General features: G+C 62.6%; 12 protein-coding genes. 3 read left to right on the forward strand and 9 right to left on the reverse strand.

The annotated features are described in order from the left end of the window. Positions 1-12: 12 nt before the first annotated feature. Positions 13-3,498 (reverse strand): helicase-related protein, encoded by a 3,486-nt coding sequence (locus HGQ17_RS12085; RefSeq protein WP_229503531.1) that lies wholly within the window; start codon positions 3,496-3,498, stop codon positions 13-15. 208 nt (positions 3,499-3,706) lie between these two features. After that, positions 3,707-4,132, reverse strand: a complete 426-nt coding sequence (locus tag HGQ17_RS12090) for an organic hydroperoxide resistance protein (RefSeq protein ID WP_168888199.1) — start codon at positions 4,130-4,132, stop codon at positions 3,707-3,709. A gap of 117 nt (positions 4,133-4,249) precedes the next feature. Here HGQ17_RS12090 and HGQ17_RS12095 point away from each other — a divergent pair, with 117 nt between their 5' ends. Further along, positions 4,250-5,581 (forward strand): galactokinase, encoded by a 1,332-nt coding sequence (locus HGQ17_RS12095; RefSeq protein ID WP_168888200.1) that lies wholly within the window; start codon positions 4,250-4,252, stop codon positions 5,579-5,581. Between the two features lie 18 nt (positions 5,582-5,599). On the opposite strand, the gene HGQ17_RS12100 is transcribed toward HGQ17_RS12095, so the two are convergent. The 6 genes from HGQ17_RS12100 to HGQ17_RS12125 form a co-directional block, all read right to left on the reverse strand. After that, positions 5,600-6,595, reverse strand: a complete 996-nt coding sequence (locus HGQ17_RS12100; protein WP_168888201.1) for a heme-dependent oxidative N-demethylase family protein — start codon at positions 6,593-6,595, stop codon at positions 5,600-5,602. Beyond that, positions 6,592-7,536, reverse strand: coding sequence for a PDR/VanB family oxidoreductase (locus HGQ17_RS12105; protein ID WP_168888202.1), 945 nt, complete (start codon positions 7,534-7,536; stop codon positions 6,592-6,594). The genes HGQ17_RS12100 and HGQ17_RS12105 overlap by 4 nt, the downstream gene beginning before the upstream one ends. Continuing rightward, a complete protein-coding gene (locus HGQ17_RS12110) occupies positions 7,533-8,054 on the reverse strand; it encodes a dimethylamine monooxygenase subunit DmmA family protein (protein ID WP_168888203.1) in 522 nt (173 codons plus the stop codon). The genes HGQ17_RS12105 and HGQ17_RS12110 overlap by 4 nt, the downstream gene beginning before the upstream one ends. A gap of 21 nt (positions 8,055-8,075) precedes the next feature. Next, entirely contained in the window at positions 8,076-9,215 is a 1,140-nt protein-coding gene (locus tag HGQ17_RS12115) for a hypothetical protein (RefSeq protein WP_168888204.1), read from the reverse strand. Positions 9,216-9,237: 22 nt separating this feature from the next. Next, entirely contained in the window at positions 9,238-10,362 is a 1,125-nt protein-coding gene (locus tag HGQ17_RS12120) for an LLM class flavin-dependent oxidoreductase (RefSeq protein WP_168888205.1), read from the reverse strand. 100 nt (positions 10,363-10,462) lie between these two features. Beyond that, on the reverse strand, positions 10,463-11,356 hold the full coding sequence (locus tag HGQ17_RS12125) for an ArgP/LysG family DNA-binding transcriptional regulator (protein ID WP_168888206.1): 894 nt from the start codon (positions 11,354-11,356) through the stop codon (positions 10,463-10,465). Positions 11,357-11,497: 141 nt separating this feature from the next. Between HGQ17_RS12125 and HGQ17_RS12130 the strand changes: the two genes are divergently transcribed. Next, positions 11,498-12,214, forward strand: a complete 717-nt coding sequence (locus HGQ17_RS12130; RefSeq protein ID WP_168888207.1) for a LysE/ArgO family amino acid transporter — start codon at positions 11,498-11,500, stop codon at positions 12,212-12,214. Positions 12,215-12,255: 41 nt separating this feature from the next. Here HGQ17_RS12130 and HGQ17_RS12135 read toward each other — a convergent pair whose 3' ends face one another. Beyond that, on the reverse strand, positions 12,256-13,848 hold the full coding sequence (locus HGQ17_RS12135; RefSeq protein WP_168888208.1) for a phytoene desaturase family protein: 1,593 nt from the start codon (positions 13,846-13,848) through the stop codon (positions 12,256-12,258). Between the two features lie 359 nt (positions 13,849-14,207). Between HGQ17_RS12135 and HGQ17_RS12140 the strand changes: the two genes are divergently transcribed. Then, on the forward strand, positions 14,208-15,667 hold a 1,460-nt coding region (locus tag HGQ17_RS12140), incomplete at its 3' end, for an HNH endonuclease signature motif containing protein (protein ID WP_168888209.1).

Consider the following 15,667-nt stretch of genomic DNA (forward strand, 5'->3'; position numbering starts at 1 on the left):
TTGGGGAGGTGGTCACTGTGGTGGTCCTCCCTTGGTCCAATAATCCTGCCACTCCTCGTTGATTGAACGAGTGGTCGCCGCAGGCTCGAAGTGGTTGAAGGCGTCCAGTACATAGCGGAGCCTGTCATGTTGGGGACCGTCAGCGGAGACCTCCACCAGCGCTAGTCGGTGGCGCTCACCCTGGGTCTGGGCGAACGTGACCTCGTTGGCCGTGATCGTGAAAGTGTCTGAACCTTGGATGCGGCCTTTGACCTCGATGTAGTGGACCCGACCACTGGCATCGGTGGAGCGGATGTCGTAGCCGGGGTTGTTCCGGGCCATCTCCTCCGGGTGTCTTCCCAGTGCGCGTTCTGCTGCCATAACGGCCTCGACAGCACGACGTTCGACCTCTTCGGTGTGGCGGGCGAAGGTCTGCGCCTCTCCTGAGTGCGCTGCAGCAATGACGTTACTGGGGACGATGAGTGCCGAGCCGCGGATCACCGCAGGTGCGGCAACCAGATGAGTGGCGGCGTCGAGCTCTTCAAGGCGCCTGTTAAGCCGGTCCTCCAGGTCTTGTGCTCGCTTGCGTGCCGTCTCGGCACGAATTCGCCCGATGTTGCCGTCACGTTCCTGGGTTTCGAGTCGCATGGATTCGCGGTCCCAGTAGTTGATCTCTGCCAGGAGCCTCTGGTTGACCTGCTCACGGGTGCGCGCAGTCTCGGCTTCCACTCGGATACGCAGCTCTTCCATTCGCGGCTGCAGGCCCTCACGGTAAGCCCAGGAACGGATGGTCTTCTCATGGTTCTGTCGCATCCAATCGTTGCCCATGATCTGCGTGATTTGGTGCTGTTCGGCGTCGTCGGGCCTGTCGAAGTCCAGGTATGGCGGTGCTGAAGGAACCGTCACCGTACCGTCCTGCTCCAGGACGGGGTAGTCGAAATGGTGCGAGACCGGGCGCGAATCAGTGGCGGGCTGCTCGATGCGCTGCTCCACACTGAACATCAGTGCCGGTGCCGCAGCCTGGTTGGAGCGGCGGTCCACCAGAACAGTGCCCTGTCTGAGGACCTCGCCCAGGTCCTCAATAGTGGCCTCAATGGCTGCTTGAAGCAGCGGGTGTCCGGGGGCGATCAGCGCAGCCTGTTGCTGGCCCTCCGGATGAACGGCTGCCTGTTCGAAGGTGACCCGTTCGTACTTCTCGGCCACCGGCGCCCAGCGGTTGAGCCGACGCGCAGTATCGACAACTCGTTGAGGAACTTGGGTGATCTGGTACCGGTGCTGTTCCCGTCTGCGGATACGGCCACCCAGGCGGGTGAAGGCGGACATGAAAAACGCAGCGATGTACCCCGGCTGAAGACGCCGCTCACGGGCCTTCTCCATGCGAGCACGCACTTCCTCCAGATCTATGGAGCTGAACATCTCTGCGTGCAGTGCCCGTTCCGCGACCATCTCTTCGAGGCCGTGGGCCACGCTGGTATCAATGATGCGTTCCAGCTGGGCCTTGGTCTCAGGCTGATCTCCATACCGGACGGCCTGGATCAGCAGGTCGCGCAGTGACTGTTCCTGGAATGCGTCTGACTCCCCGAGTACGTTGAAGAGGTTGCCGTTGTACGCCTTGTCCATCTCAGCGATCTTGGTCAGAAGTCGGGCAAAGACGTCACCTTCGCGGGTGTCTTTGGCGACCATGTTCCACAGGTGACAAACCTCTCTCTGGCCAATTCGGTGGATGCGCCCGAAGCGCTGTTCGATCCTGTTGGGATTCCACGGCAGGTCATAGTTGACCATCAGATGGGCTCGCTGCAGGTTCAGTCCCTCACCGGCGGCGTCGGTGGCAAGCAGCACCACAGCATCAGGGTTGTGAGTGAAGTGCTCCCGGGCAGCTTTGCGTTCCTCCCGGGGTGTTCCACCGTGGATGGTCAGGACTGCATCGGCCCGGCCGAGTTGTGCGGCGATTTTCTGGCGTAGGTAGTCCAAGGTGTCGCGGTGCTCGGTGAAGATGATGATCTTGCGGGCCTTGCCGGAGTCATTGTGGACCAACAGTTGCTCATCCAGGATGGCGCGCAGCTCTACCCATTTCTTGTCCTCGTCCTGGTGGCGGACCCGGCGTGCAGTGCGAATCAGATCTTCGAGGATGCTGATCTCTGCGCGCAACTCAGGAATGGTCTGGGCTGCGGTGGCGAGGTCGACCACTTGGTCCATCTGTTCTTCGAACTCAGCGCGCTCCTCCTCGGTGGCTTCCTCATCGAGGTCTTCGAAGTCTTCAACGGAGAAGGACGGCAACTGATGGCTGGGTGTCGGTGGCGGGTAGGAGCGGCCAGTCTCGTGGAGTCGCTGCATCTCGCGCAGTCGGTCTTCAAGCCGGTGTTGGCGGCGTTCCAATGACTTCAGGATCGCCTCGGGGCTCGATGCCAACCGCCTCTGAAGCACGGTGAGGGCGAATCCCACATTGTTGCCACGTTTCTTGTCGCCCTCTTGGGCGATCCGTTCAGCCCGGCCCATTTCAGTACGCACATAGTCGGTGACCTCTTCGTAGAGCTCCCGCTCGGCGTCGCTGAGGTCATAGTGGACTGTATAGGCACGGCGTTCGGGAAAGAGAGACTTGCCTTCGAAGGTCAGCAGGTCCTCTTTGACCATGCGACGCATAAGTCCATCAGTATTGGTGCGGTGAATCCCGTGTCGGAACTTGCCGGCGAACCTGTCACGGTCCAGCAGTGACATGAAAAGCTGAAAGTCCTCTTCCTTGCCGGCGTGGGGAGTCGCGGTCATCAGCAGGAAGTTGTGTGCGGTCTCAGAGAGCAGCTTGCCGAGTTTGAAGCGTTTGGTCTCCTCAACATCACCTGCCCAGGAAGAGTAGTGGGCTGACATTCGGTGTGCCTCGTCCACGATCGCCACATCCCAGGAGACCTCGCCAAGCTGTTCGCGCAGATCCTCGTTGCGGGAGACCTGATCCATACGGACGATCAGATACGGGTGCTCGGCGAAGACATTGCGGCCATGTGCTGCATCGACCATGTGGCGATTGAAGACCTCGAAGTGCAGATCGAACTTCTGGGAGAGCTCCTCCCGCCATTGCTCCACCAGGCCACCGGGGGCGACCACGATCGCCCGTTCACAGTCCGACCGCAAGATCAGTTCCTTCAAGTACAAGCCGGCCATGATGGTCTTCCCTGCACCGGGATCATCAGCCAGCAGGAATCGCAGCGGAACCCGGGGCAGCAGCTCCTCATAGACTGCGCGGATCTGGTGGGGCAGAGGGTCAACGTCAGAGCTGTTGACTGCGGCCATCGGGTCATAGAGCGCGGCATACTTGATGCGCAGCGCCTCAGCGGCGAGACGGAATTCGTCTGGATCGGCGTCAAATGCTGGCGCGGTGTCCGGATCCGCTACTGCTTCAAGCTGTTCGGCTTCCTCCGGAGTGATGGCACGTTCGCCGCGGTTACCGTCGTCGTCCTTGTAGAAAATCTCCACGAGGGAGTCGTCGATGTGCTCGAGGCCGATCAGGGTCACACTCTTGCCAGGCATCAAGCCGCGAATCCGCTGACCCGGACGTAACGCGTCAAGGCCCATCATCCGACCTCCCCTCAGAGCTCCGGCGAGTGAATCTGTTTCCTCAGAGCCTACCGGCTGGGTCAGACATCACGTTCGACGCAGATGAGGCCCCACGCGCAGCGGTTAAAACCTGTTCCCTGCACGCGGGGCCGCAAATGTGGCACAGAAGTGTTTACAGGCCTCAGTCCTGGGCGACCTTGACCTCGACATCGATGTTGCCGCGGGTGGCCTTGGAGTAGGGGCAGAAGTCGTGAGCCTTCTTGGCCAGCTCCTCCGCCTGTGCCTTCTCCAGGTTCGGCAGGACGACCTCAATGGTGGCTGCCAGGCCGAAGCCGCCGTCGTCGTCGGCCCCGATGCCGACCTTGACACCGATAGAAGCATCAGTGGTGTCATAGTCATCACCGGCGACCTTCTTCATTGCGCCCAGGAAGCAGGCAGCCCACCCGGTGGCGAACAGCTGCTCGGGGTTCAGACCCTCACCGGAGCCGCCGAGCTCCTTCGGCGGAGCCAGGGTCACATCCAGTGCCCCATCCTTAGTCTTGGCCTGTCCCTCGCGGCCGCCGCCGGTGGCCAGAGCCTCCGCGGTGTACTTCACGTCTACTGCCATGATGATGCTCCTCTCAGTCGGTTCCACCTATAGCCCACCATAGGTTTAGCGCACTGGCTAGGGGTGATCATTCAGCTGTGCGCACAGCACCGGCTGAGAGTGGCAGAATTGGGGCCTATGCGTGACAACTGCGCCCGCTGGCTGGGCCCCGGGGACCCCGAATCGCTATCCGCAGCATTGGCCACCCGGTTTACCCAGGTGTTTGAGCGGGAAGCTGAGGGGGTGTGGTTCGCCCCGGGACGGGCGAACCTCAACGGCGAACATATCGACTTCCACGGCGGCCGCTGTCTGCCCATGGCCCTGCGCCACGGCACCTATGTGGCGGCTGCTGCCCGTGAGGACGGGCTGCTTCGGGTCCGGACCCTGGACTCCCAGCTGGATTCCGGCATCATCGAAATCCACGACGACGCCGGCTCCCCTGCCGAGGCCAACTTCCCCTCCTGGACCACCTATGTCTGGGGTGTGCTGCAGTCCCTGCGGGAATGTGACCCCGAATATGACGAACTCCATCTGCGCTCCGGTTTCGGCGCTGATGTGCTGATCCGTTCAACCCTGCCCATCGGTGCGGGGCTCTCCTCCTCGGCCTCCCTGGAATGTGCGGTTGCCCTGGCTCTTGTGGGCACCGGCTCGCCCCTGGGCGAGGAGCACGGCGGGGAGGACTTCACCCGGGCGCTGACTGATGAGCTGCGCGCCGTTCTGGCGCAGGTGTGCATCCGGGCGGAGACCGAGTACGTGGGCGCCGGCACCGGCGGGTTGGACCAGACTGCCTCCCTGCGTGGCGCTGCGGGGAAACTGGTCTCCCTGGACTGCCGGGACTTCACAGTAAAGCGCAGCGATATCTCCTTCCTGCTGCGCGACTACCGGTTCATCGCCGTGGAGACCGGCCAGCCCCATGAGCTGGCCGATGGTCGCTTCGCCGCCCGAAGGGCTGAGTCCGAGGCCGCTGCGGCACTCCTCGGCGTGAAGCAGCTGCGTGAGGCTCTCCCGGAGAAGCCGAAGAAACCCAATGTGGAACTGACCTTGGAGGAGTTCGACCGCCTCGTGGATGAAGGCGGCGATCTCGGTGGTCACGATGCCGGCGCCTGCCGCCGGCGGCTGAAACATGCGCTGACCGAGATGCTGCGCAGCGAGAAGATCCACAAACTCCTCTTCGGCGAGGCCCACGGCGTGGACGATACAGCCGAGATGATCGGTGACCTCATGGCCGGCGGGCACACCTCAATGCGCGACTACGCCGAGGTCAGCTTCGAGGTGGCCGACCGAATGGTGGAGACAGCGCTCTCAGCAGGTGCCACTGGTGCCCGACTGATCGGTGGCGGCTTCGGCGGCAGTGTGCTGCTGCTGGTGCGGAAGAACCGCGTGGATGCAGTCACCGCGGCGCTGACCAAGCTCTCCGAGCAGCTGCGTTTCCTCGACGCCGTGCCCTCGGCCCCAGCCCGAGCAGTCTGACTGGGCCGACTGGACTGCCTAGCCCATGCTGTCAGCAGGCTGGGCGAGGTAGTCGACGATCTCCTCCCGGAAATCACCGAACCCTTTATAGGTGGCGAGATCCTCCGGAAGTTCTCGGAGGATGCTGGCCAGCTGATCCCGCCATTCCGGGATCTCACGGATCTCGGCCAGCGGCAGGATATAGGTGCGGATTGCGAATGCCACGGTCCCGGTCATGGGCAGGCGGACGAAATGCTGAAGTTCATTGCGAAGCTGCAGACTTCCCCAGTCCTCTTCCTCCACCAGTTGAGGGATCTCTGACTCCCACTCCCGGTAGGTCTCCAATGAGGTGTCCAGACGCTCGCCGCGGTGCTTGGAGGTCGACCAGTTCAGCCGGCGGTAGGCCTGACCCGGCTGCAGCTGACGCATGAAGATCTCAGCCCGCCGGGTCATACCTTCTGCAGTCATCCGGGGCACTGGCCCGTGGATCTCGGTCATCGACATCCCCACATTGAAGGAGACACTCCAGGAGGCTGCGAAGGTCACCAGTCCGGCATCGAAGAAGAGTTCTCCGTCCCGCTCGGTCAGCAGCACGAGGTCATCGGGGATTTCGCTGGCCAGAAAGGTCAGGGGGTCGGTGGGCAGGGACTCCTCCTGACCGAAGGTGAACGCCTGGTCAGTGCCCAGGAGGTCATTGCGCCAGTGGAAGTTCTTCCCCTCCTCCCCCAGGTGCATGGACTCGGGGTAGGCGGCTGCCATATCCCGCAAGTAGTAGAGCAGCAGATCCCAGCAGGCCATCTCCATACCGGGCAGAACCCGCCGTCGCTCAGGGTGGGCAGCAATCACCTCACGGCGCTGTTGCATCAGCTGGGTGTAGTCACTGCCGCCGAGGTCCACAAGATGCTCTCCCCAACCGCCGGTCGCAGTGGTTCTGCGGACCCTGGCCGGTTCCACATTCACCGAATACCGGAAGTCTGTCTCCCCTTCGGCGAAGGGCCAGGGGAACCCTTGGGCTCGTTCACTGAACTTCGTCACAGCGCCACCTCCACATCAGTGCCACGGGAGACACAGACCATCAGGGAACCGCCGGCGGCCTTCTCCTCCTCAGTCAGGACGTAATCCCGGTGCTCGAGGCTGCCGGCACTGCGGACGCTGATCTGACATTGGCCGCACACCCCCTGGCGGCACATATTCGGAACGGAGTAACCGGCTGACTCCAGGGTCTCCAGAATGCTGACTCCGACGGGGACCCTCAGGTCCTCCGGGCTCCCGCTGACCCGCAGGGCAAACTCCTCCCCCGGGTCCAGCTCCGGGGCCTCAAAGCGTTCCAGATGCAGCCGGTACTCCGGCCAGCCCGCTGCGGCGCCGATCTCCAGGAAACTCTCGAGCATGCTCATCGGCCCGCAGACATAGGCGTGGCTGCCCACCGGCTGATCGCTCATCCTGTCTCGCAGAGCCTTCCGGCAGTTCCCCGCCGAGGTCACCTCCGTGAGTCGAAAGCCGGCGGAGTGACAGATCTCGCGGAGCTGGTCGACATGGGCTGCCCGGTGTGGCTTATACGCGTAGATCACCTCGGCACTCTTCTGCAGGGCCGCCAGGGCCGAAGCATGGGAGAGCACGGGGGTGATGCCGATCCCGCCGGCCACCAGCAGGGCATGCTGCTGATTATGCACCGGGGCGAACATCGAAACCGGGCCCTCGGCGGTGATCTCCGAGCCAGGTGCCAGATGCTGGTGCAGCCAGGCGGAGCCGCCGTCGTCGTTTCTTTTGAGCACTGAAACGGTGTACCGACTGGGCATGATGCCGTCGCCGGTCAGGGAATAGGCGTTGCGGTGCTCCCCTGCGTGGAGGATGAGGTGGCTGCCGGGCTGGAAACCCATCAGGGCAGTGCCTTCGAGGGGTTCGAGGGTGATCTGCCTGATCTCGGGGCAGAGGCTGCGGACCTCGGTCACGCGGAGTCTGCGCTGGTCAGTCATCGGGTATCGACGCCCAGGAAGCTGCCGCGCTGTGAGGAGTAATGGGGTTTGATGGTCAGCACCCGGTGGCAGCCGGTGCAGTCTGTCCAGTCGAAGACTTCGGCATAGGCCCTCGAGGTTGTCTGGCAGTGTGGGCAGAACAGTGGGAGGTCCTCATAGGCGGTGGCGTATCTGGTGATCTCCCCGGTTTCTAAGCCGAGGGCTCTTGCTGTAGCCATGGCTTGGAGGACGTCGTACTGTCCGCCGGCGATCATCAGCCGAACCCCGCAGCGGGCTTCGGCGAGCTTATCGGCAAGCTGATCGCGATCGAAGGCTGAAGCGTGGAATCTGAGCACTGGAGGGTCGAGATCGGTTCGGCGGAGTCCCGCTTCCCATTGCTGAACCACCGCTTCGGCTTCGGAGTCCCCGTAGCTGATCAGCAGGAATGAGGCACCGGTGAGGTCAGGATCGGGTGGCTGGTCAGCCCATTGAGGCAGGCTCCAGGTGCCCGAATCCACTGCTTCACGGACATTGCCCATCGATATGCTCCTGCGGGGTACTCAGCGCTGTTCGGAATCCCGGGGGTAACGCTGGAATTCGCGTGAACCCTGGGTGAGCTTCTTGAGGTCGGCGTCATCGTCGAAATTTGAACCGATTGCTCCGGCCACTGTACCCATCGAGGCCGAGAGCCAGGCGATCTCCACATAGTTGTAGAACTCGCCCTCCCCCACTGTCTGACTCATGAAGTCGGGGCTGATCAGCATCAAGCCCATCCCGATGATGGTGCAGAAGAGGCCGATGTAGACCAGACCCACACTCACGGTGAGGCTGGCCAGAGTTGAGGCGTTGTACATAAAGGCCTCACGCCGGCCACCGACCTCCTTAGGCCGATCCCAGAGCCGGTTGGCCAGGATCAGCCACAGCACCATGATGGTGATGGCGATGACGCTGATCGCCGCCAGGCGCCAGGCGGGCAGGAAAGTGGCCATCTCCCAGATTGTGGTGAAGAAGATGCCGAAGGCGCCGGTAGCCGCAGCTGCGGAGAAGACACCGCTGAGTTTGCGTAGGGACCACAGCGGCTCGTTGGCGACCACCATGCCCAGGGTGGTCCAGAGCCGAGCGGGGAAGAAACGTGACGGGGTGGTGTAGACCGTCTCGTGGCCTTCCTGGTCCTCCACCCGGGAGGTGAATCCACCCTTCTGGCGGGCCTCATCCACGGAGTCGTAGACCAGCGCGTCCACACAGCGGCGCAGTTCCCTGCGCAGGCAGCGGCGCATGAACACCGGCCCCAGGGTGGGCAGGGAGACGATTCCGAGCCGGTCGGCGAAGTGCAGCTCCGCACGTTTGGGGCTGCGCCCGGCCATCCGGGGGATCTCAGTGATCACCAGGGTGATGTCCGCCTCGTCCTCCTGCGCCCACTTCTGGACCGCATCGAGGTCGAGGGTTTCATCAGGGCGCAGCGGGATCAGCTCCTGCTTAAGGATGATGTCTGCGCCACGGCTCCAGCCCTCGGCCTCCTCTTTGAGCAGGCGACGCACCCACATGGAAGTGCGTCCGGGGTCGGAGTAGATGGCGATGGTGAGGTGTTCGGCGTCGTCGCTCCATTTGCCCTCGCCGTCCTGAACCGCATCCTCCCCGTGGACGTCCGGCGAGTGCTCACCATCGGTGACGGACTCCTGCCCCTGGTTCTGCTCAGACATGCCTCCAGACTAGAGGCAGTGACTAGGAGTTTTCTGAACCCTCACTCGGCGAATCCTCACTCTGCGAACCCTCGCCCAGGCGCTCCAGGACCAGGGGTTTGACCTTGCTGCCGTAGAGTTCGATGGCTTCCATCATGTGCTCATGAGCCAGGGAGCCGTTGCCGTACTTCAGGCCAAAGCGAGAGATCCGCAGGGCCTTCTGAGTGCGGACAATCTTCTCCGCCACAGTCTCCGGGGAGCCGACGAACAGCGCACCGTGGGTGATCTCTTGTTCGAACTGCTCACGCGAGGGGTAGCCATTGCCCCAGCCGCGTTCCTGACCGAGCTTGTACATAGACTCCGCCCAGGAGGGGTAGAAGATCTCTTGAGCCTTCTCATCGGTATCGGCCACGAAGCCGTGGGAGTGGCTGGCCACCCGCAGGTCCGGGGACTGGCCGAACTCTTCCAGGGCCCGGTAGTAGAGGTCCACGAAGGGGGCAAACCGCTGAGGCGCACCGCCGATGATGGCCAGCTCCAGCCCCACACCATGGCGGGCAGCGCGGACCACGGAGTTCGGCGTGCCGCCCACGGCGATCCAGGTGGGCAGGCCATTGTCGTGGTCAGTCTTGGGGAAGATTTCCTGCTGGCTCAGGCCTGCGCGGGTCTGTCCATTCCACGTGACCTTGCCTTCGCTGCGGAGTTTCACAAAGAGGTCGACCTTCTCCTCGAAGAGCGTCTCGTAGTCAGAGAGGTCGTAGCCGAACAGAGGGTAGGACTCAATGAAGCTGCCGCGGCCCAGGGAGACCTCAGCACGGCCGCCGGTGAGTCCGTCGATGGTGGCGAAGCGCTGGTAGACCCGCACCGGATCATCGGAGCTGAGCACGGTGACCGCGGAGATCAGTTTGATGCGCTCGGTGGCGGCGCCGATGGCGCCGAGGACCACATCGGGGGCGGAGATGGCGTAGTCCGGCCGGTGGTGTTCACCAATACCGACTACGTCGATGCCGACCTGATCTGCCAGCTTCGCCTCCTCGACCACATTGCGCAGAACCTCCGGCTGGGAGAGTTCACGTTCGCCGTCTGGAGTTTTGGTGACATCGCCGAATGTGTGGATGCCGAACTCGAACTGGTCTGTGTGCTTCTCGGTGCTGATGCGCTGGCTGCTCATGCTTGTCATAACCAGCCCGGAGCCAACATCATTCCTTCAAATTTGAAGAATCCTGCGGGCGTGTTCTCGCCGTCGCGTCCTGCTGGGGGTCACACGGGGTTCAGCCGAGATGGGCCGCTGCCCGCTTGACGGCTTCGGTAAGACGGTCCAGGGCTGGCGTCGTCGTAGTCCAATGCTGCCAGTGCAGCGGGACATCCTCAGGCCCGATCTCCTCAATAATGACCAGATCCCGATGTTGACCCTCGAGCACGCCGGCTGGCAGCATCGATTCGGGGATCATCCCCCAGCCCAGGCCGAAGCCGACCGCGGAGTTATAGGCCTGCACCGAGGGCAACAGGTGGGTGACAGCGGGGGTGCTCACGCCCAGGCGCTGCAGGGCTGTGCGCTGCGTGTTGTCCCGGATGCTGAAATCGATCTGCGGCACCTGCGCCCAATCCACCTCCCCGGTCTCGCCCCGGTGGCGGTCCAGCAGTTCGGAACTGGCCACCGGCCAATAGCGGATGATTCCCAAGGGTTCAGACCGGCAGCCGGAGACCGGCACGGGGCTTTCGGTCACCGCGGCGGTCACGGTGCCATTGCGCAGCAGTTCGTGCGTGTGCTCCTGATCCTCGGCATGGGCGTGGATCTCCACATGGTCCCAGGTTGCGGCTTCCTGCAGAACCCGGATGAACCAGCTGGCCAGGGAGTCGGCGTTAACCGCGACCGAGAGCGTGATGGTCGGCCGGTAGTTGGGCGATGACCCGCGGAAGCCGAGACTTCGGCGCGCTTCATCTTCCAACAGTATGGTCTGCCGGGCGATGCGCAGCAGCTCCTCCCCGGAGGCAGTGGGTTTGACCGGGATGGTGCGGGTCAGCAGGACCTGGCCGACCTCTTTCTCCAAGGCTTTGATGCGTTGGGAGAATGCCGAACCCGAGATACGCAGGAGGTCGGCAGCGGCGTCGAAGGTTCCTTCATCCACCGCCAGGACGAAGGCCCGCAGATGGTCAGTGTTCACATCGGCTCGCTTTCTGGGGTCGGCCTCCGGGGTGTGATCCCCGGGGCTGTGACTCTTCAGAAAGTGTATCTGAAGCAATCCTTCAGACAGTGAAGGATTTTGCGCTGGAACGGATGGGCCGAAATCCGCAGAATTGAGGGCATGCTGACCGTGCTCCTGACTGGACTCCTGACGACTATGGCGTTGATCGTGGCCATTGGGCCGCAGGCTGCCTGGCTTCTGCGCCAGGGCCTGCGCCGCGACCGTGTTGCCCTGGCCGCCACCTGCTGCCTAATCGGCGATGTCCTGCTGATCATCGCCGGAACCGCAGGCGTGGGAGCACTGCTGGACTACGCGCCCTGGCTGCTGGATGCCATCCGCTGGATCGGTGTGGCCTATCTGACCTGGTTCGCCTACCGCTCCTTCCGCTCGGCCTTCAAGGTCAAGGAGGTCAACCTCGAGAAAGAGGCCGAGACCGCCGAAACCCTGCACGTGGCCATGACCTCCTCGATTCCGGTGGTGCCCAAAGAAGGAGAAGGCCCGACGACGACGACAACCCGCCAGAAGGTCCAGGTCACCAGCGTTTCGAAGATCTCGACTGTGGCGGCCACCGGGCTGACTCTGAGCATTCTGAACCCGCATGCCTGGGTGGACTCCCTGGTGGTGCTGGGCACTATGGCCAACAGCTTCGGGCCGGATAAATGGTGGTTCGCCGGTGGCGCGGTTCTGGCCTCGGTGATCTGGCTGACGCTGCTCTCCGGCGGCTCCGCCGCCCTGGCGAAGCTGCTGAACAAGCCGCGCACCTGGCAGATCATCGACGTCGTCGTCGGCATCACCATGCTGGTAGTAGCCGGCTTCCTGGCAATCTCCGGGTTCTGAGTTGGTCCCGCTGGTGGGTCCGTAAGCCAGCGCCTGAACCCCTAGTGGATCTCGGTGTCCTTCAGGATGGCGTGCGCAGCGTTATAGCCGGACATTCCGTGGGCCCCTCCGCCCGGCGGGGTTGAGGCCGAGCACATGTACACCCCGTCGATCCCTGTGGTGTAGGGCTGCCTCGCGCTGGCCGGCCCGGCGAAGGTCTGCCCGAGCGTGCCGAGCCCCGCAGTGAGACTGCCGCCGATGAGGTTGGCGTTCCACTCCTCCAGTTCATTGGGACCCCAGACCCTCCGCTCCAGTACCGCATCCCGGAATTCGGGCGCGTAGCGGGAGATCTCATCCTCGATCATTTTGACCGTTCGCTGGGTGCCGGCGTCGTCGAGCCCATTGGGCACATGCGCATAGGCCCAGCTCACCGTACGGTGATCAGGAGTCCGGCTGCTGTCTGCCGCACTGGGCTGAGCCAACAGAACATAGGGCCGACCGGGCAGCACACCCTTATTGACGGCGGCCTCACTGGCGGTGATCTGGGCGGCGCTTCCACCAAGATGAACGGTACCGGCCTCGGCCAACTGGGGGCTGCTCCACGGGATCGGCCCGTCAACGAGGTAATCGATCTTCACGGTCCCGGGCCCGTAATCCCAATGCCGCATGCGCCGTTCGGTTCGCTCACCCAACCGCAACCCCCGCAACTTGAGTACCTGCTTGGGAGTGAGATTGAGAACGACGACGTCGGCCACCTCCTCCCCTGTCCTGCGGACACGACCGCGCTCATCTGCACGGGTTCCCTCAATCCGGTAGCCGCGGCGCTTGAGGTTCTTGCGAATGCCGAATCGCAGACCCGGCAGGGGTGAGTCTTTGATGCCTTCGACCCGGAAACCGGTGACCACCTGACCGCCGAGGCGGTCGAGTTCAGCCAGCAGAGCGTCGGTGATGCGCTGGGTTCCGCCACGGACCACCGGCCACCCGACTGTGTGGGCCGCGGTGGCGAGAATGACGCCGAAGGCTGATGTCAGTGGCTGGTTGAGAGGTCCGGTGGAATGGGCCGCGAGACCTGTGAACAGTGCTCGAGCTTCTTGAGTTTTGAATGCCCTGGTCAGCTGACTGGCCGGTGCGATGCCTGTGCCACCGATCTGCATGAACGCGGCCGCCCGGAGGGCCAGGTTCGCCACCCGGGTGGGGGTGGGCAACCGGCTGAACGGTCGGCTGGGCGGGGTGAAGACGGCTTGGCGCACCTCCTCCCAATTGTTGGTGAGGGGACCGAAGATCAGCTTCCAGAGGGAGGCGTCCTCCCCGAGCCCTTCGGCAGTCTTCTCAAGGGAATTGTGGAGGAGAACTGGCTCGCCTGTGCCGTCGCCATGTTCTCCCCATGCGTGAGCGGCAGGAACCCCCGGATGCTCCCAGGAGAACGCGTCTTCCGGCAGCAGGGCATCATACGCCGGGGATGCGGCACTGAGTGGGTGGACACTGGCGCCGAGGTCGCTGATCAGCCCCGTTCCGAAGAGCTCGGCAGACTGTCCTGCTCCCCCTGGGGTGTCACTGGACTCGTAGACAGTGACCTTCCATCCCGCTCTGGCGAGTTGGCATGCGGCTACCAGTCCGTTCAGTCCTGACCCAACAATCGCCGCATGATGCTCCATGGATCCATGCTATGCGCTGAACGGAAGCAGTAGAACCCCTGTACTGGACCTTGCCGAGTCCGACGACGGACCCCACTTTGGGTCTCTCCCATAAGACCTGCAGTCTCTACCCAGGATGACTTCTGGAATCACCGACTCTCCTGCCACCCCTTCTTCCAATCAACGAACGATCATTGGCTGGGAAACTCTCTCCTGATTCGGCCGGTCCACTTCTTTGATCTGGGCATCGAGGAGGGTGGTTAGTGGACACCTCTGACAGCCATTGATCCACTCCCTTTGCGCCACCATGGCCAGTAAAATTTCGCAGTTTTCTTCTCTGAACTATTGTAATCGAACGTGTTTTCTACTACACTTGGGACATGGGCAAGAAACTATCGACTCCTGAGGTGCACTCGGAGCTCGAGGCTGCCCGTAAGCATTACCAGCGTTCACGGCAGGAGCAGGCGGAGGCTGTTTCTCGCCTGCTGGCTTATAAGAAGCACCGTGTGGCAGAGATCAAAGAGAGCCATACGTTCCGGAAGAATGCGCAGATCAAAGAGATCTACCAGGAATGCGCCGAAGCGCTAGGTGTCCCGGTTCCTGAAGCTCGTCGACTGATGGGCAGTGTGGAGAAGCTTTCTGAGAAACTTCCTGAGACCTATGGCCTGTATCAGCTGGGTAAAACGGACCTGGCCTCACTTCAGAAGATCAACCGCTCTATTGAAGGGATTCAGCACCGGCCGGAGCTGATGGAGAAACTCGACGGGGAACTCACCACTAAAGCGCGTGAGCTGAATTCCGAGGAGCTGGATAACTGGCTGAAACAGCGTGTCCCGCAGCTGGATGTTAAGGCCCACCAGGATCGCTACGAGCGCGGCAAAGAGAAGCACTATATTGCCTTCAAGCATCTCGATGATGGCACTACTCGGGTCCACGGTCTGATCTCCACGCTTGCCGCGGATCGGATCCAGCAGATGCTGCTGGCCAAGGCGCGCAACACACCCCGCAAAACAGTCAGCCAGGGTGGTGAAGCTGGCACCCCTGTGGAGCGGACTCAGCCGCAGCGGATGGCAGATATCTTCACCAACGCCCTCACTAATGGACTGCAGGATGGTTCCGCATCAACCTCCGCAAATACCACCACCACTCTCAGAGGCGCGGATTCGCAGGACAGCCAGCTACCTCTGCCCAGGGCTGTGGGCGATACCGCTGACGCAACTGCTAGCGCTGAAACCCCACTCGCTACAGACCCCACCACCGGACCCACAGGAACTGGTGCTGCCAAGATCGGCATCCTCATCCCCGTTCAGACGATCATCGGGGAATCTGATGATCCCGCCATCAGCTGGGACCGTACCTGGATGCTGCCCGCCTCGGAGGCCCGTGCCATTGCTGCGGATACCACTGTGAAGCATGACTGGTATGCCGTCGGGGTGAACAAGGAGACCAGTTCAGGGGCTGCTGCTGAGACGTCCACTGGTGTTGGTGAAGTCGTCACCGTGACCAAGGCTCGAACCTCGCCGGCCTCCACCCGCGCTGACGATTTTGATCAGTGGGTCAGCAAAACTGACCCCGAGGCCCAGAACCTGCTCACTAAGACTTACGAATCACGCACAGCCCGCGACCACCAGCGCAATGCGATCCTGATTCGTGATGGCCAGTGCCAGACCACCGGGTGCACCGAACCCGGGTGGGCGGCAGAGATTGACCACAAGCAGTCATTCGAAACCGGTGGGGTAACCACTGGGGAGAACCTCCAGACGTTGTGCAAAGCGTGTCGTGCGCCACGAGGCGCTGTTGGATCGAGTGGGGGTGAGAGACCTCTGCCGCTGTGTTGTCG

Origin of the sequence: Nesterenkonia sedimenti (assembly GCF_012641515.1) — a bacterium.
In the GTDB taxonomy this organism is placed as follows: Bacteria; Actinomycetota; Actinomycetes; order Actinomycetales; family Micrococcaceae; genus Nesterenkonia; species Nesterenkonia sedimenti.